The organism is Mycobacterium sp. 1164966.3 (genome assembly GCF_001665395.1).
Taxonomy (GTDB): domain Bacteria; phylum Actinomycetota; class Actinomycetes; order Mycobacteriales; family Mycobacteriaceae; genus Mycobacterium.
Genome location: NZ_LZSG01000004.1, coordinates 20,141 through 36,930, shown reverse-complemented (window position 1 = coordinate 36,930; position 16,790 = coordinate 20,141). Strand labels below are relative to the sequence as shown.

Below are 16,790 nucleotides of genomic sequence, written 5' to 3'. Positions count from 1 at the left end.
AAATGCATTGATACGCAAGGACTTTGAACGCAATGGCAGCTAAGCACGGAACTGCGAACCGCTATAACCAAGGGTGTCGCTGTGATGCCTGCAGGGATTCGCACCGCCGCCGAGCAGCGGATTACCGCCAGCGGCGGCTCACTGGCGAGCTTCTATGTGTGGCAGATGTGCCACACCTTGTAACACCGAGCGGTCCCGGCCCGTCGAGTCGGCGGTGCAGTCCGAACTCGATGGACTGACCGCCGACCGTCCTGGCCTGGTGCAGGCCGCTTACGCGTTGGCGCGCATCTTGGACAGCCAGAAGGCGCTGTCCAGCCAGCCGCCCGCCGCGAAGGTGCTAATCGCGTTGCTAGACAGGTTGCATGAGGCAGCCGCGCCTAGGCCGTCGTGGGCAGCTCGCGTCGGTGCGGCGACTAACCGAGAAGGGCGGCGCCTGAGCGCTGACGGCGGCCCAGTGTGTCGATCGTCCAAGCGGGTATGGGGACGCTAGGCGGCGCGGCGGGGCCTGTCACTGGCGACGTAGCATTCCCTGGTGAGTTTTGTCGTTCCGCCAGAGGCTTACGCCCGCTTCATGGGCCGATATGCCCAACCTCTCGCCGAGGTCTTTGTGGCATTTGTCGGGGTGGGCGTGGGCGATAAGGTGCTCGACGTTGGTTGTGGGCCCGGCGCACTGACGGCGCAATTGCTGTCGCTCGGAGCCGAGGTCGCTGCTATCGATCCTTCGCCGCCGTTCATCAACGCGATCGGTGCACGCTTCCCAGACATGGACGTGCGTCGAGGTACGGCAGAGGAATTACCCTATGAGACTGGCGCTTTCGACGCCGTTCTCGCGCAATTGGTGGTGCCCTTTATGACGGACCCGGTGGTCGGCCTCAGACAGATGGACCGGGTGACTCGGAGTGACGGTGTCATCGCGGCATGCGTGTGGGACGGGCCGACCGGCGCATTGGCGCCGTTCTGGGATGCCGTTCATGTAATCGACCCTGAAGCTGAGGATGAAACGCTACTCGCCGGGGCGCGCAGGGGGCACCTGGCTGAACTATTCGAGACAGCTGGCCTGCCGGACGTCGAAGAAGAAGCTATTACGGTCGACGTTGTGCATCCGACCTTCGAAGAATGGTGGGAGCCGTATACATACGGTGTCGGTCCCGCTGGTGACTACGTTCAGCAACTCAATGACAATAATCGCGCACGTCTCGAATCAGTGGCTCGCGAACGTCTGGGTCGGGGGCCGTTCACCATAACCGCTACCGCGTGGGCCGCCCGTCATGCCCGGCGCCCATCACTCTCGCTACCCGGTTGAGCACGGCTCGACGCCAACTGGCGGGTGAAGGGTCGCGGCGCAAGGGAATTTGTCACTTGCATGGACTCGGCGAGTCTTTGCGACCGCTAACGCAACCGGCAGATTTCAGCATCCGGCTGCGGACTTTATGGCTATCGTCCAGCACGCAGAGAAACTTTGGCCATGGTCGCACCAACCCCTTCGAGCCCCTTCTCGGCGCCGAAGATATGAAGATTGCCTTAAGTATCGGCAATCCCAGCCACGATGTTTCCAATTCCGCTACGCTTTGGGCCCGATCGGTATCTACCGGGTAGTTGAGATGAAATCGGGGGACAACTATGAAATATCTGGTTCAGTGGCATCTATCGGAGCCGTCCGCTGTGCGGTCTGCGGCTAAGAGATTCCTTCAGACTGGCGGCAAGCCTCCCGAGGGCGTCGAGTTAGTAGGTCGTTGGTTCGGCACGAACGGCAAGGGCTGTCTTGTGGTGGAGGCCTCGGACCCCAAGCAGGTGTTGGAGCTCGTGACCGAGTGGTCAGAGTTCATGCAGATCGAGGCCACCCCGGCGATCGCAGACCAGGAAGCGGGAGAAGTCCTCGGCAAGCTGTTCGGATAACGCCTTTGCTGATCTTTCGATCCGCGAGCTGTCAGAGCACGGGCGGTAATTTCCTTGGCGCGGTCGTCCCGCATTTAGGGGACAAATCCGGGGAGTTCCGGTTCCGGCTGAAGGCGGCCGGGGCAGATCATCGCCACCGGCGCGGGTCAATTCGCCAAAGGCTTGCGTCGAGACGGGAATGAGTTGGTCAAGGCTCACGCACCGGGCGCCGCAGCGGTCGACAACACTACGTAGCGGGGATGACGACCGTTCCGCCCGCCGCCAAAACCCGCCGCTATGGAGAAGCGACCGCGAAGAGGCGCCACTCGCCAGGCACACCCTTGAGTTGGTGCGTGCCACGTTCCTCAAATTCAAGTCGTGACCCGATCACCAGGTCGCGCAGCGTGCTTGACACGAGCACCTCGTTCGGCCCCGCCAGCGCGCTCACCCGCGCGCCGATGTGCACGCCGATCCCTCCGATGTCATCGCCGCGCACCTGGCACTCTCCGGTGTGCAACCCCGCGCGGACCTGGATGCCGAGCGCCTGCACCGCGTCACGGATTGCCATGGCGCAGCGGATCGCTCGCTGCGGGCCGTCGAACATCGCAAGGAAACCGTCTCCCGATGTGTTCACCTCGCGGCCTCGGAAGCGGTTCAGTTGTACGCGCACGATGGCATCGTGTGCGTCGAGCAGAGCATGCCAGTCGCAGTCTCCCATCTCCGCGGCGCGGCGCGTCGTATCCACGATGTCGGTGAAAAGTACGGTGGCGAGGACGCGATCATCTGCCACATCGGCCTGCTCACCGGTGAGAAACTCGGCGATCTCACGAAAGGAATCACGCCACGGTTCGACGAAGTGATACGCGTTGCGGCCTGGCGGCTCAACATATTTCGCGCCCGAGATGTGATCAGCGATGTGCCTGCCCTTCGCGGGCGGGGGTAAGGAGGTCGTCGGTGTGGTGGACGACGAGGGTTGGCGCGCGGACTATCGGAAGGACCGCCCGCACGTCGACGTCGGAGATAAGAGTGAACATGAAGGCGACCGTTCGCGGGCTTGCCGCCAAGCGGTCGTGTCGTGCCCACGTCGTCCTGATCTCCTCGTTCCACGGCATGTCCGGATTGATCAGACGTGGAGCTTCCCGCTGCCCCACGTGCGGACCATCAAAGCTTTGGTTCCGTCTTGAGCGTTGGAGGTGCCGCTCGCATCTGCGTAACCTTCGAGCACGACTAGCGCGGTGGTGCGAGACGGGGGAGTCGCCGCGAACAGGGCAGCGGCCCCGCGAACGCGGGGCCGGACGCAAGGAGAATTGCTTCGCGACTCCCAAGGTCATCTAGCACCGCCGTGATGCTGTCGGCCCATTGCTCCAAGGTGGGCAGCTCACCCAGTGTGACGGGATCGGACGCTCCCGTGCCGGGCTGACCGAAGAAGATCAGCTGACCGAGCGACGTCATCGCTTCCACCCAGCCCTGGATCGATGGCAGCTCGGCTAGGTGCTCGCAGCAGGTGTCCCAGTAGGGGACGAAAACCATATCGCGCTCACCCTCAGCCGACGCGCGATAGGCGACGCGCAAGTTTCCATTCATCGCATAGCGCGTCTCTGAAAACATTGCGGAAGTGTATGCCGACGAGCGGGTCGAATTGCCGCCAATGCTTTCCGTATATCCACACGTAGTTTCTGATGTCGACGTTTAATCTCCGTGCATGGATCGCATCTGGCAGTGGGCGTGGGATCGGTACGGGGCGAGGTATTCGTGGGTGGTTTATGGAATCACCTTTGCGCTGCTTCTGCCCACCTACCTCCTGTGGTCGTGGGTTGTTGTTACCTACGAGAAGTCGGGTCAATACGGCGAAGCGATAGTCATCACCGTTGTCGCCGTGTTGGTGTTGGTGTACGTGTTGGTTCTACCGGGCTCCGGCTCGTTCCGCCTGATCGAGCGATGGGCTGGTGGCCACGAGATCCACAGCGCAATGACCCTAGAAGCTACCTACGCCTGGGCGCGCGTAACGGTCGTTCGAGCACTGGTCGGTAATCCCGCGTGCGTTGCTCTTCTTTTCCTGCTTGTCGGAGCGATTGCCGGAGCGGGAGAGTCTAGGCTGATCCAGTACGGAGTTCTTGGCGGCGCGGTCGGACTTAGCTCGTCGCTAATGTCCATGCACAGTTACGTAGAGACGGCGTTGCGTCCAGCCAGAGTTGCGATGGCCGGTGACACAGCGATCGGAGATGGGCTACCGCGCGCTCGACCCACTTTTGTTACTTGGTCGAACATTTCGGTGCTCGCCGAGATTTTTGTTTTTTCTGTCGCCAGCGCGATGCTGGCCGCGGTGTTCAAGGAGGCGCGCGAAGTGCCGTTTCTGGCGCTGGCGATCGGCTTTGGGCTGACGGCATGCTACGCGGTGCCAATCGCGGTCGTCGCCATGCTTTCACCGTCCCTGCGTCCCATTCGCGACCTCGCCGAAGGAACCGAGCGAGTTGCCGCTGGTGACTACAGTCGGCGTCTGCCGGTGGTTCAAGACGATGACCTCGGTGCACTGGCGGCGTCGTTCAACAGGATGCAGGCGGGTTTGGCCGAGCGGCAACGACTCCAGGCCGCGTTCGGGACCTACGTCGACCCGGTCTTGGCGGCACGCTTGCTTGAGCAGGGTGACGATGTCTTCACCGGCGAGCGCCGTGAGGTTACGGTCATGTTCGTCGACGTCCGCGACTTCACCCCGTACGCCGAAGCGAATACCGCCGAGGACACCGTCGCCCGCCTCAACGCGCTGTTCGAGATCGTGGTGCCCGCCGTCGTGGACGCCGGTGGGCACGTCAACAAGTTCCTTGGCGACGGCGCACTGGCAGTCTTCGGCGCACCGAACGACCTTGCCGATCACGCGGATGCGGCGCTGAACGCCGCCGTGATGATCCACCGTCTCGTCACCGAGCGGTTCGGCCTAGAGCTTCGGATCGGCATCGGCATCAATACCGGTACGGTCATCGCCGGAACCATCGGAGGCGGCAGCAAGCTGGAGTTCACCTTGATCGGCGACACGGTCAACGTCGCCGCGCGAGTCGAGCAGCTCACCAAGACCACCGGCGACACGATCCTTGTCACCGGGCAATCCGTTGACGCCCTGACTGCTCGATCACCCGGACTCGCCGACCGGGGATCGCATGCGCTGAAAGGGAAGTCAGCCGAGGTGCAGGTCTTCGGTGTCGACCTGGAGAGCCAGCTTTCGAGTTAGACGTAACCGACAGCTCGAATCACACCTGGCCGGAAACCTCTCACTTGTCGCCGCCGCGCAAGGCGAAGTTCTAGACGCGCTCGAGCTCCTCGCAGGGGCGATTCGCAACCACTGCGACTCAGGCAGCTTCTCACTCATGTTGACCCCGTTGGCAATTCTTGGCACCGTGCTCGACCGGCTCGGACGCTATAAACCTGCCGCGACCATCTGCGGTTTCGCCGACACGCCCTTCACCCGCAGCACCTCCCCTGAGATGCACGACCTCATCGCCCACCTGCGCCATGTCCTGGGCGACCGGACCTACGAATCGTTAGCCCGCCAGGGCGAAACGATGACCCCGGGTGCTACAGCGGCGTACGCCTGCGACCAAATCGACCAGGCCCGAGCGGAACTGAACGCTGTCTTGAAATAGACCGCTTTTGAGACAGCCGTCAGCGCGTGGTTGGCGGTCCCATCCGCCAGTTCGCAGAGTCTCGAAAATCCGTCTCAAACAGTGCGTCTCAAAAGACAGTCTCAGTATGAGCCCAGCGACGGGGGAGTCCTTCGACTCGTACTGTCGTCGTCCTGCCGCAGCGAATGTCGTGGGTATGCGCCCACGCACACGCGACGGTTGTTGTTGAGGAGGTTTCTTCACCCCAGAGCCGGGACGACGGGGAAACGTGTCGCGGTCGGTCACCGACGTCTTCGACGTGCTCCACACCAGCCCGCCAATGCCGCCACTTGCGCGTGGGTCAGATTCCCGCGCGGCCGAAGCCTAGAATCGGTGCGCGTGAGTCAACCGGTCTCGTCCAATAGCGTCGGCGTCGCTTCGGTGCTGCTGGGTGCGATCGCGCTGATCACTAGCTGGCTGGTGATCGGGATGGTCTTTGGTGTCGCGGCGGTGATCGCCGGTTTGGTTGCTCGGAAGCGTGCGCAAACCGACGGCAACAAGCCCGCAACCGCTGGCATCGCATTGGGAATGATGTCGATCGCGGCGGGACTTGTCGCCGTCGGCTACTACTACTGGCTCAGCGCCCACCAGTTAGACCACTACCACGAGTGCTTTATCAACGGAACCTATCGGCACTGCTGACAGCGCGTCGCCCAGCGCGTCAACCTCATCGGCCGCAGCCATCAGCGCTCTGTGCCTTGCGACATCGCGTCGGCCGCCGCTACTAGGGGCAGGTCACATCCAGCTCGAACTTCTTGCTGACATGGACCCCCTGCTCCTGCATCGTCCTCGTCGCGCCCGTCGCTGTACCACTGATCTTGTACGTTTTGCCGTCCTTCGTGACCGCCGGAGCCGGTTCTGTAGTCCCCCACTTCTGCCAACTGAGCTGGACGCCGTCGAAGGTGCCGAGTAAGTAGGAGTTCACCTCGGGAGGGTCGCCTTGATTCAGCCGGGCATACGTTTCCGCACTCCCGATCACGAACTCAGCTCCATCAGGTCTGCAACGAACGTTCGAATGGTCGATATTCTGCTCCTGGCTTTCGATCAAAAGTTTGATTTTCCCGGAGTCGCCACAAGCTGCCACAAATGCGACCGCAATCGCCGCGCCGCCGATGGCGAGCACTACTCCACGCTTCACTGACCACTCTCCGTTTCGTCATGGTCCGTCGCCACGGGTGGACCGTCCCCCGAGAGCAGTAATACCTCAGTGTCCGACGTCAGAATCTGTTGTCTCGTTCGCATCAAGTAGGTCAGGGGTTCAAATCCCTTAGCTCCACCGAGTTTGAGCAGGTCAGGGCCGCGAAACCCGTATTTCGGGCCCGTCGTATTCTCCCGGTGCCTTTCACGGCCATCGCGAAAAGAGTAGAGTTCCGTTAAGGAACTCACCTCCGTAGCAGCACCTGAGGAAGAGCGGTGGATTACGCATCGGCTGCCCACGGTTCACGCGAAGCATCAGCCTTCGACGGTCGTTGCCCGGCCGGGTGCGGGAAAGGAGAACCATGACACACCAATGGATCGAAGGTTGTGCGGTCGTACGGATCATGTTCCGCGACGGTCTGGTGGTGAATCTCGACGACGACAACGAGCTGGTGATCAGGGTGCCGATGCGCCTGACCCTGCCGCCCGTCGGCGCCTACCCCACCGAAGTCGTGCCCATCGACCCGATGGCCACTCGCGATGAAGAGCGTCCCTTGTTCGATATCTCGGGGACCACATGCACCAGCGCCTTGTGGAACGACGCCGGCGATCTCCACGTCGAATTCTCCGACGGCCACCGAATCGACGTGCCGCACGACGAGCACGTCACCGCTTGGGAGCTGTACAGCAAGTACCACGGATACGTGGCGAGTCTGCCACATGGAAAGGTTCGCGTGCTTCGGCACGACCTTCTCGACGAAAAATGACGGCTTCCGTTGTCGCCGTGCACATCTCGTCAGCGCGGGTAAGCGACCGAAGCCCGCAGAAGTCCGTTCACTAAAGCGACTATGGTGTAACGACTATGCAGCGGACTTCCTTTGCGGCCATGGCCTGTTCTATCGCCCGCAGCCTCGATGTCATCGGTGAGCCCTGGACGCCGCTGATCATTCGTGACATGTGGCTCGGCCGACACAGATTCGACGACATCCAGCGCAACCTGAACATCTCGCGCAAGGTGCTTACCGACCGACTGAAGACCCTGGTCGACGTAGGAGTGGTTGAGCGTACGTCGTACCAGCGCGATCCCGAGCGATACGAATATCGGCTCACCGACAAGGGGCAGGAGCTGATGGACGTGCTACTGGCCTTGATGGCGTGGGGAGATCGCTGGGTTTCGAGTGACGGAGAGCCAATGCTGATCCGCCACAAATCATGTGGAAAGCACACCCAGGCCGCGATCAGGTGTTCCGTTTGCGGCGAGCCGCTTCGCGCCGACGACACCGGGATCGCCCCCGGACCGGGCGCACGACAAGGTTGGGGAACTCCTTGGGCAGACCTTCCCGGCACGCAACGCTAGGCCTCGTCGACGAGTAAGGCTCTGGGTACACGAGGCACAAGTCGCCCAGGTCTACCCTCGAAAGACACAAGAAAGGCACGCAATGCTCGCAGCGTTCGGATTCGAAACCCTCGGCGTAGTCGTCGGGGACATGTATTTCGTCGACCCGGCTCCGCTCGAGGGTCAGGAAACACCGGAACGGGGGGTCAGGCTCGAACTCCGTCTCATCGACCGCGACGAGCCCCAGGGGTCGATCTACGCCGGCATCCCGATCGCCTTCGGCCGCCCGGTGTGGCGGGTCGACCTTTTCGGGTCAACGGAGAGCCCTCCCGGAACGCTGGACCGGGCCCATCACCATCCGCGTTTCAACGGTTGGGAACCCGGACGCCGACACTTCGTCGACGAGCTGTCCGCCGATCCGCTCACCTGGCTGGCCGGTCAACTGGCCGACCCGGCGGCCGTGCTTACGCGGGCGGGCGTGGATCCCGATGAGGTCAGCGAAGCCGACAAGATCGGAATCGCCGCGACAGCCCCGGAGATCGTCGCCGTCGTGAAAAGGATGCTCGACGGCGTGCGGGACGGTACATTGGCACCTGCTCCCGCCGAACCCGTTGCCGCGGCCCGCACCGGATGGCTCTGAGGACGAAGTCCGTCAGGTGCGGGTTACATCCAAGTCGGCCCGCGCAATCGGGACCCCGCAATGCGAGCACGACACAACTGCGCGCAACCGATGCCCACAGACTTTGTGGTCGAGCATTATCGGGGGATCATCGTCGGCTAGCCAGCGGTCGCCCCACATGAGCATGGCCAACGGCACTGGATAGAGATCGAGGCCCTTGGCGGTGAGTTCGTACGTGTGGCGTGCCCCGGCCGTCGCAGAACGAGCCAGCACGCCCAGCTCAGCTAGTCGAAATAGCCTGTGCGACAGAATGTTCGACGAAATCGAGAGTCGGCGTTGGAAGTCGTCGAAGCGATGCGTCCCAAAGAAACACTCCTGGATGATCAGCGCACTCCACAAGTCACCGATGACTTGCAGCGTGCGGGCGATTGAGCATGGCCGGTTGCGCTCGAGGAGATCCAGGCCGGGCATCCGGTTACGACGCAGCAGACCGTCGGGCCGGCGCATGGGCTCGGGTGTGCGGTCGAACGCCACGTCGCGCGCCAACACCGGCTTCCCGCACTGCGCGCAGGCCAGTTGCGCATGCATCTGTCGACCGCAGTCGAGATGAGTGACCTGGACGGGTGGCAATTTGGTCTTGCCGCACCACTGGTCGCCCCAGTGCATTGCGGTCAACAAGCAACCGATGAAGTCATCGCCGCGTTCGGTCGGCAGATAGTGACCGCCATGGCGGTCCAGCACCTGGGAAACAACTAGCTGGTCGAGCCGGGCGGCCAGCGTCGACCGAGCGATTCCGAGGCGCGATTGGAACTCGTCAAAACGAGTCACACCTTCGAAGAGCACTTCGCGCAGCACCATCCACGACCACGCATCCCCGATAGCGCCGACGGCACGGAACACCGAGCAATCGCGCTCCAACCGCACCCGCTGCACGCTCGAATTCTACCCAAACGCTTGCATAACAAGACTAACTCTGGTTTAGTCTCGCTATGCAAGCTAAATCCGAAATCACGTCGCAGGACTACGAAAAGTTGATCTTCGACCGGCGCGAATCGATCACCACGATCACGTTCAACAGGCCCGAGGTGCACAACGCGCTTGATCGAGCGCTCTCCGACGAACTCAACAGAGCCGTGCGCCAAGTCCGGGACGACCGCGAGTGCGCAGTCCTGATCCTGCGCGGCGCCGGCGATACGTTCTGCGCCGGCGACGACATCACCGAGTTCAACAGCTGGACTCCCGAGGATCCCTACTGGCAGGTGCGCAAATACCAGGAGACCGTTCAGATCATCGAGGACCTCACGCCGATCACCATCGCCGCCGTTGACGGCGTATGCACCGGCGGCGGTCTTGAACTGACGCTGGTGTGTGACTTCGTGATCGCCACGGACCGTTCTCGGTGGGGCATGCCTGAGATCGATTGGGACATCACTCCGGGGTGGGGAGGCACGTCGCGGCTGGCGCGAATTGCCGGTCGTCGCAAAGCAAAAGAATGGAACCTGCTGGGCGCACTCTTCACCGCGGAAACCGCCGAGCGCTACGACCTGGTGAATCGGGTCTGTTCGGCCGAAGACCTGGAGAGTGAAGTGAGCGCGCTGACGGAGGTGATTCTCACCAAGCATCCGGTCACCACCCGACGGACGAAGTTCATCCTGAACCACGGTGCGGACATACACATCTCTGGTGCGTTGGCTTTCGAGGTCCCCATCATGCCGTTTCCCTTTGAGAGACAGGGCATTCAGGACTTCACGGACAAGCGCGCACGCGAGGAACGTCGCCGTCTGTCCAAGAACTTTTGGCAGGACCGCTGAGCTACCGGGAATGTCGCCTCGCGGCTATTCGACAACGAGACAATAGCCTGACCGAACGCGACCGCCGACGAAAAGCCTTGGCTCCCAACCGCTAACCAGCGTCGTATTGGCAATCCTTGACGTGATCGACCGGCCGGGCGCAAAATCTCGTGCTATGACCCAGGCTCCAAGTGCCCGCCTGGCCGCCGCCGTTCTCGTCACTGCGGCGGCTCTGCAGCTTGCGGGCTGCGGACAGAAGACGGTGATCAAGCCCGACATGGCTGCGAAGTTTCTTACCGATCACGTGTCGCAGCAGACGGGCTTCACACCGACCGACGTGAAGTGTCCCGCTGGGGTCGAGGCCAAAGTCGGGGCCGAATTCGATTGTCACTTCACTGGTCCCGAGGGGCCGTACACCGCGCACATGAAGGTCACCCAGGTGAACGGCGAGGATGTCACCTTCGGCCAGTGGCGCACGTTCCGAAGCTAGTTGAGCCCAGGCCGGTCACGTGATCAGTTGGTCGAAGTTCCGCATCGTCGTCAGCTTGCGGGCCACTTCCACCAGACGCGTATTGCTGTCTTGCGAGACCCGCTTCAACAGCTCGAACGCTTGGATCGCGTCAATCCCGAAGCGCGCCATAAGGATTCCCTTGGCCTGTCCGATCAGGTCTCTGCTCGCCAGCGCGCTGCGGAACTGCTCTTCGCGGCGCACCGTATCCCATGCCAGCGCAGCGTGCGTCGCGAATACGTACCCGATCTCCTCGGACTCCTCATCGAAAGCATGCGGTTGGTCGGCGTAGAGGTTCAGCGCCCCCACCGTCTGATCCGAGCTGAACAGCCGGAAGGACAGAATCGACCGGATAGGTGTGGCCTTCAGCGCGTCGCGCCGATAAGACGGCCAGCGGTAGTCATCGGCAAGGTCATCGATGCGGACGGTGTGTTGCTGCCAGGCCGCGCTCAGACACGGTCCCTGTCCGTGACGTTCCTGGATCACATCCAGGAGCGCAGGAAACGGGTGAGTCGTCGCGGGAGTTTCCAGATGGCTCGCAGATTTCGCGAGGGTGACACCGGCGTACTTCGCGCCAGGAATTTCACTGACCGCATATTCGACCATGCGCTCGAGCACCACGTCAGCCGTATCTTGCGGGCTGTTGTGGAGGTTACGGGCCAAGTCCGCGATGCGCTGATGAATGTCACCATTGGGACTTACTTGCAGGTCAGGCCCCTCTCCTTGGTCCCGGAGCACTAACCCTACTCCGCACCTCGCCCACATTGTGTCCAGAAGGCGAAGTCCTTTAGACCAAGTCGCGACAGTTGCCGTTGCACGCGGCAGGGAGAAGTTGGCTGAATATGCCGGCGCGCGCTCAGCTAATTTCCGAAGGAAGAAACTGTAAAACTTACAGTATCGTGTGACAGGTGACACCGATGATGCAGCAGAAGCCGACGTTCTGCCGGATTTGTGAACCGCTCTGCGGCATGATCGCCTCGGTCGAGGACGGGCGACTGGTCGCTCTTCGTCCGGACAAAGATCACCCGCTGTCATCCGGGTTCGCCTGTCAGAAGGGCATCGCGTTCGCCGAGGTACACAATGACCCCGACCGCGTCACCACCCCGTTGCGCCGCACGCCGACCGGTTTAGAACCGGTGACTTGGGACGATGCACTGTCCGATATCGCGGCCCGGCTTACCACCATCCTCCGAGCCGACGGTGCGGGGGCGGTCGGCTGGTACATGGGCAACCCCGGCGCGTTCAGCTACGCGCACACCTTGGCCGCGTTGCTGTTCATCAAAGGCATCGGGCGCGGCGCGCACTACTTCACCGCGTCCTCCCAGGACACCAATAGCAGGCTCATCGCCAGCCAATTGCTCTACGGCGTGCCGACCTCGGTACCGATCCCCGACCTGACCCGCAGCGACCTCCTGGTGCTGATGGGCGCGAATCCCGTTGTTTCGCACGGCAGTTTCCTCACCGCCCCGCGGATCAAAGACCGCATGCACGACATCGTCAAGCGCGGGGGTCGCGTCGTGGTCGTCGACCCGCGCCGCACCGAGACGGCCGCATCATTCGAATGGCTGGGAATCGTCCCCGACACCGACTGCTTCCTGCTGCTGTCCCTGTTGCAGGTGATGTTCGCCGACAACCTCGTCGACCCCGCATGGGTGAGCCGGCAGGCCGACGGGATCGAATGGTTGCAGGCTTTGTGTGGAAGGTTCACCCCGGAGCTGACTGCCTCTCACACCGGCATCGACCCGGGAAGCGTTCGGTCGCTTGCGCACGAGCTGGCGAACACACCGCGCGCCGCTGTCTACGGCAGGGTGGGCACTTGCGTGGGCCGATACGGCACGCTGACGAACTATCTCATCGATGCGGTGAACCTGGTTGCCGGAAACCTCGACACGCCAGGCGGCTCGGTCTTCGGCTCGATGGAGACGGTGGGCGAGCGGTGGCAGAAAACGATTATGGGCGTTGCGTTGCGGCGTTCGTATCGAAAGCGCTCACGCATTGGCGGAATCCGGAGCACGATCGGCTCGGAGCCGGCTGCCCTGATGGCGAAGGAGATCACCACGCCCGGCCATCGCCAGATCAAGACGATGTTCGTCTCGGCCGGAAATCCGGTCCTGTCGGTGCCCAACGGCGACGAACTCGAGGAGGCGTTCAGGGCACTCGAACTCTCGGTGGCTCTCGACTTCTACGTCACCGAGACCGCTGCTCACTGCGACTACATCCTGCCCGTCACCACCATGTACGAGCGCGACGACTTTCCGTTCGTCTTCCAGCCCTTCCAGGCCACGCCGTTTCGACAGGCCACCGAGCCCGTCGTCGCACCGGCGGGTGAGGCGCGGCCGGAATGGGACATCGTCGAGGACCTCGCCGCTCGCCTTTCGCGCAACGTCCCGGTATTCGCCACTCTCAAGGCTCTCCGAAAAGTGCTGGGCCTGTTCGGAATTGAGCTCGCACCGCGAATCATGATCGATGCCCTTATCCGGATGTCACAGGGCGGCGATCGTTTCGGCCTGCGCCGCGGCGGATTGACCCTGCGCCGCCTGACCGAACAGCTTCCGCACGGAGTCGTCGTGGCACCACACATCCGCACCGGTGTGCTGCGCGACGCGGTGGCCTACCTGTCACGACGGATCAAGCTGGTACACAAGGACATTGCCGCCGAAGTAGATAGGCTCTCCCAAGATGTGCACCCTGATGGCTATCCGCTGCGGATGATCGGGATGCGCGAGCCGCGATCCGAGAACTCGTGGATGCACAACTCCCCGTTGTTGATGCGCCCGTCGTCGATACGCGGAGAGCGGGAACATCGCGCCCTGATCCACGTCGACGACGCGGCCGCGCTGCACGTCTTCGACGGAGACCTGGTGCGGGTGTCCTCTCCGTACGGCGAGATCACCGTCGGGATCACCACGACCAAAGACTTGATGGCCGGAGTGATCGCCGTACCACACGGCTGGGGTCACAAGGGCACCGGGACTTGGCAATTGGCCAACCGGGCGGGCGGAGCGAACGTCAATCGACTGACGTCGAGCGAGCCGCAGGACGTCGAGTCGCTCTCGGGTATGGCGTGGCTTACGGGTGTGCCCGTGCGGGTGGAACCCGTTGGCGCTTAAGCACCCGAGTCTGCGGTGCTGGCGCCGATCCTGCGTCCAGGGCGCGTATTGGAGCGATAGGCAAGCCAAGGCTACAGTCTCGGCGACGAGGACTCATCCGGGCTTTGCCGCGACGACGAACTGCAGCGCCCGCTGCGTTTCCTGTTCGATGTCCACCAGTCCGGCCGACGAGAACAGGTCGACGAACGCGTGCCGGTCGAACATTGTGAGTCCGATGACGCCGGCGCCCGCCTTCAGAACACGCTGGATCGGCGCCGGCTGGCCGGCGTAACTGGTGAGGATCGCGATCCGCCCGCCGGGCCGCAGCACCCGAACCATCTCGTGAGCCACCCGGAACGGTTGGGGCATCAAGTACAGCGCACCGAAACAACAAACGGCGTCGAATGTTTCGTCGCCGAACGGCAGCATGTGGGCATCGCCGCGGACGTAACACGTCCGCGGCCCGCTGTTGTCCAGCACGGCGCGGGTCAGCATCGGCTCGGAAATGTCGAATCCCACCGCCAGCCCGCCGTCGGGCAGTTGCGCGGCCAACGGCCCGGTGAAATTGCCTGGGCCGCAAGCGACGTCGAGCAACCTACGCGCGCTCGACAGGCGCAGGGCCGATGCGGCGCGGCGCTGCTCGGCACCCGAGGTGACGCCGCTGGCGACGTAGAACGACGCCGGACGCCACAGCCGTTCGTACACCGTTGCGACGAACGGACTGTTCATGGCCCGCTGCGCGAACGTCGGAGCGGGGGCGCTGATCGATTCGCCCAACACGTCGAGGAAGCCGTGCCTCAACTCCGCAGTTCCGTCGAGGAGGGCGCGCGTCAACTCGAGCGGGCTGCTGCCGTCGTCCATTGCTGGTCCGTTCCGGGTTCGTGCAGAGCTGGCGAACAGCTGCCAGGCTAACGCGTCTGCTTGCCGCCGCCGCAGCAGACGCCATAACCTGAGTCGCATCGGACCGTGAGCGGGGCAGTGCGCCTGGCGCGGATGGGACGTGAACAGGCAGGTTCATGGCAGTGCGGGCACCGCGAGACCCCGGAGCATCGCAGTGGCCGAATTGACTGGCCCGCGGGTGGAAGAACTCGCCGCGATGGACATCTTCGAGGGATGCCCCGCCGAGGATTTGATGCCGCTGGCTGCCAGTGTCGAGCCGCTGCGGGCGGCGGCCGGCCAAGTGCTGATGCAGCAGGGCGAACACGCGATATCGTTCCTGCTCATCGCATCCGGTGCGGCCGAGATCAAGCACGTCGGCGACGACGGTGTGGTGATCGTCGAGCACGCTTTCCCCGGCATGATTGTGGGCGAGATCGCTCTGTTGCGCAGCATCCCGCGCACCGCGACGGTCACCACGACCGAGCCCCTGACCGGGTGGATCGGCGGCGACGACGCCTTCGCGCGGCTGGTACACATCCCCGGGATCGCGGCGCGGTTGCTGCGTACGGTGCGTCAGCGGCTGGCGGCGTTCATCACCCCGATCCCCATACGGCTTCGCGACCGAACCGAATTGATGCTGCGTCCGGTCCTTCCCGGCGACGACGAGCGGACCATTCGCGGACACGTCCAGTTCTCCAGTGAGACGCTGTATCGGCGGTTCATGACGGCCCGCGTGCCGACTCCTGCGCTGATGCACTACCTGTCCGAGGTCGACTACGTCGACCACTTTGTGTGGGTGGTCACCGACGACGGTAACCCGGTGGCCGACGCGCGCTTCGTCCGCGACGAAAACGATCCGACGGTCGCCGAGATCGCCTTCCTGGTGGCCGACGCCTATCAGGGCCGCGGCATAGGCAGCTTCTTGGTTGAGGCGCTGTCGGTCGCTGCCCGCGTCGGCGGGGTCAAGAGGTTCACCGCGCGGATGCTCTCCGACAACTTGGCCATGCGCACGATCATGGATCACTACGGCGCGGTCTGGCAGCGCGAAGACGTCGGCGTCATCACCACCGTCATCGACGTGCCGCGGACCGGCGACCTGCAGCTCGGGCGCGACATGATTGACCAAATCAAGCGCGTCGCCCGACAGGTAATCGAGGCGGTCGGCTGACGCGTGCTATGAACGAGCATGCGGCCGTTCTGGATTGGTCCTTGGACTGTGTGCGCGGCGCTGGTGGTTGCCGCGTGTGCTCAGCCGCCCGCGCCGGTGCCCGCACCGTCTGGATCCCCGTCGGGCCACGGCAGCGGCGTGAACCCCGCCAACATCAAGCGGATGGGCCGCGAACTGCCCGCGGGTTACGAGGTGACCAGCGGCGTTCCCGGCACGGCTACGCCCCGGGTGATCTGGGGTCTGAAAGCCGAAGCCGCGCTTATCACGAGCAACCCACCGCAATGCGCGGCGCTGGCCGATCCCGGCAATGGGCACGGCCAGGCGCAGGGCGTTTCCGGATCGGGTTCGGGCGGCATCGTCAACGCGGTGGTGGTCGCGTTGCCGGCCTTGCCGGGCCCGGTCGCTCCTGACCGCAACCTCATCGCCGCGTGTGGTCAGTGGACCATGGTCGACCGGCAAACGGGCCACATCGAGGCCGGTGTCCGCCTGACCGATCCTCCCCACATCGACGGCGCCGACACCGTTGGGATGGTGGCCGACGTTCGCACATCCGTCGAGTCCGGTGCCGAAATCGATTCGCGGACATACACATTCATCGCCTATCTGGGCGACTGTTACGCATTCACAACGGTGACCACCGACCCCGGCTCAGTACTTCCCGCGCTGACACCGCAATTCGCCGCCGATCTGCTGGTCAAAACGGTGTCCACGTTACGCAGCTGAACGTCTGCGGTTG

At 63.2% G+C, this 16,790-nt stretch carries 17 protein-coding genes and 1 pseudogene; 13 read left to right on the top strand and 5 right to left on the bottom strand.

The genetic code is table 11. The features are described 5' to 3' along the window. Positions 1–532: 532 nt before the first annotated feature. A complete protein-coding gene (locus tag A9W99_RS01935) occupies positions 533–1,303 on the top strand; it encodes a class I SAM-dependent methyltransferase (protein ID WP_067372589.1) in 771 nt (256 codons plus the stop codon). A 317-nt stretch (positions 1,304–1,620) separates the two neighbouring features. Beyond that, positions 1,621–1,896 (top strand): DUF3303 domain-containing protein, encoded by a 276-nt coding sequence (locus tag A9W99_RS01930; RefSeq protein WP_067372587.1) that lies wholly within the window; start codon positions 1,621–1,623, stop codon positions 1,894–1,896. A 274-nt stretch (positions 1,897–2,170) separates the two neighbouring features. Here A9W99_RS01930 and A9W99_RS27670 read toward each other — a convergent pair. Then, positions 2,171–3,483 (bottom strand): annotated as a pseudogene (locus A9W99_RS27670) (adenylate/guanylate cyclase domain-containing protein). A gap of 94 nt (positions 3,484–3,577) precedes the next feature. Between A9W99_RS27670 and A9W99_RS01920 the strand changes: the two are divergent. From A9W99_RS01920 to A9W99_RS01910, 3 genes are all read left to right on the top strand, one after another. Beyond that, positions 3,578–5,098, top strand: coding sequence for an adenylate/guanylate cyclase domain-containing protein (locus A9W99_RS01920; protein ID WP_067372583.1), 1,521 nt, complete (start codon positions 3,578–3,580; stop codon positions 5,096–5,098). 136 nt (positions 5,099–5,234) lie between these two features. Further along, positions 5,235–5,510: a hypothetical protein gene (locus A9W99_RS01915; protein ID WP_067372581.1), complete on the top strand. Its 276-nt coding sequence runs from the start codon at positions 5,235–5,237 to the stop codon at positions 5,508–5,510. A 357-nt stretch (positions 5,511–5,867) separates the two neighbouring features. Then, on the top strand, positions 5,868–6,170 hold the full coding sequence (locus A9W99_RS01910; RefSeq protein WP_067372577.1) for a hypothetical protein: 303 nt from the start codon (positions 5,868–5,870) through the stop codon (positions 6,168–6,170). An 82-nt stretch (positions 6,171–6,252) separates the two neighbouring features. Here A9W99_RS01910 and A9W99_RS01905 read toward each other — a convergent pair whose 3' ends face one another. After that, complete coding sequence (locus A9W99_RS01905; RefSeq protein WP_067372574.1) at positions 6,253–6,651, bottom strand: lipoprotein LpqH; 399 nt, start codon at positions 6,649–6,651, stop codon at positions 6,253–6,255. Between the two features lie 376 nt (positions 6,652–7,027). Between A9W99_RS01905 and A9W99_RS01900 the strand changes: the two genes are divergently transcribed. The 3 genes from A9W99_RS01900 to A9W99_RS01890 all read left to right on the top strand — a co-directional run bounded on the left by A9W99_RS01900 (position 7,028) and on the right by A9W99_RS01890 (position 8,641). Then, positions 7,028–7,432 (top strand): DUF6188 family protein, encoded by a 405-nt coding sequence (locus A9W99_RS01900; RefSeq protein WP_067372571.1) that lies wholly within the window; start codon positions 7,028–7,030, stop codon positions 7,430–7,432. Positions 7,433–7,551: 119 nt separating this feature from the next. Beyond that, complete coding sequence (locus A9W99_RS01895) at positions 7,552–8,022, top strand: helix-turn-helix domain-containing protein (protein ID WP_253869528.1); 471 nt, start codon at positions 7,552–7,554, stop codon at positions 8,020–8,022. 82 nt (positions 8,023–8,104) lie between these two features. Next, positions 8,105–8,641 (top strand): hypothetical protein, encoded by a 537-nt coding sequence (locus A9W99_RS01890; protein WP_067372566.1) that lies wholly within the window; start codon positions 8,105–8,107, stop codon positions 8,639–8,641. A 12-nt stretch (positions 8,642–8,653) separates the two neighbouring features. Here the strand turns inward: A9W99_RS01890 and A9W99_RS01885 are convergent, their stop codons facing one another. Further along, entirely contained in the window at positions 8,654–9,553 is a 900-nt protein-coding gene (locus A9W99_RS01885; protein WP_082929773.1) for a helix-turn-helix domain-containing protein, read from the bottom strand. A 56-nt stretch (positions 9,554–9,609) separates the two neighbouring features. Here A9W99_RS01885 and A9W99_RS01880 point away from each other — a divergent pair, with 56 nt between their 5' ends. Further along, a complete protein-coding gene (locus A9W99_RS01880) occupies positions 9,610–10,431 on the top strand; it encodes an enoyl-CoA hydratase/isomerase family protein (protein ID WP_067372564.1) in 822 nt (273 codons plus the stop codon). Between the two features lie 106 nt (positions 10,432–10,537). Continuing rightward, on the top strand, positions 10,538–10,900 hold the full coding sequence (locus A9W99_RS01875; RefSeq protein ID WP_253869526.1) for a DUF4333 domain-containing protein: 363 nt from the start codon (positions 10,538–10,540) through the stop codon (positions 10,898–10,900). A 15-nt stretch (positions 10,901–10,915) separates the two neighbouring features. Here A9W99_RS01875 and A9W99_RS01870 read toward each other — a convergent pair whose 3' ends face one another. Beyond that, the gene (locus A9W99_RS01870; RefSeq protein ID WP_253869524.1) at positions 10,916–11,656 is read right to left on the bottom strand and encodes a GAF and ANTAR domain-containing protein; all 741 of its coding nucleotides are present in this window, start codon (positions 11,654–11,656) and stop codon (positions 10,916–10,918) included. 179 nt (positions 11,657–11,835) lie between these two features. On the opposite strand from A9W99_RS01870, the gene A9W99_RS01865 reads away from it, so the two are divergent. Continuing rightward, positions 11,836–14,028, top strand: a complete 2,193-nt coding sequence (locus A9W99_RS01865) for a molybdopterin-dependent oxidoreductase (RefSeq protein WP_067372560.1) — start codon at positions 11,836–11,838, stop codon at positions 14,026–14,028. 93 nt (positions 14,029–14,121) lie between these two features. On the opposite strand, the gene A9W99_RS01860 is transcribed toward A9W99_RS01865, so the two are convergent. Then, positions 14,122–14,868, bottom strand: a complete 747-nt coding sequence (locus tag A9W99_RS01860) for a class I SAM-dependent methyltransferase (RefSeq protein ID WP_067372557.1) — start codon at positions 14,866–14,868, stop codon at positions 14,122–14,124. 235 nt (positions 14,869–15,103) lie between these two features. On the opposite strand from A9W99_RS01860, the gene A9W99_RS01855 reads away from it, so the two are divergent. Together A9W99_RS01855 and A9W99_RS01850 are read left to right on the top strand one after the other, a co-directional pair. After that, complete coding sequence (locus A9W99_RS01855) at positions 15,104–16,054, top strand: GNAT family N-acetyltransferase (RefSeq protein WP_156622903.1); 951 nt, start codon at positions 15,104–15,106, stop codon at positions 16,052–16,054. 18 nt (positions 16,055–16,072) lie between these two features. Next, positions 16,073–16,777, top strand: a complete 705-nt coding sequence (locus A9W99_RS01850; protein ID WP_067372552.1) for a DUF5642 family protein — start codon at positions 16,073–16,075, stop codon at positions 16,775–16,777. Positions 16,778–16,790: the final 13 nt, after the last annotated feature.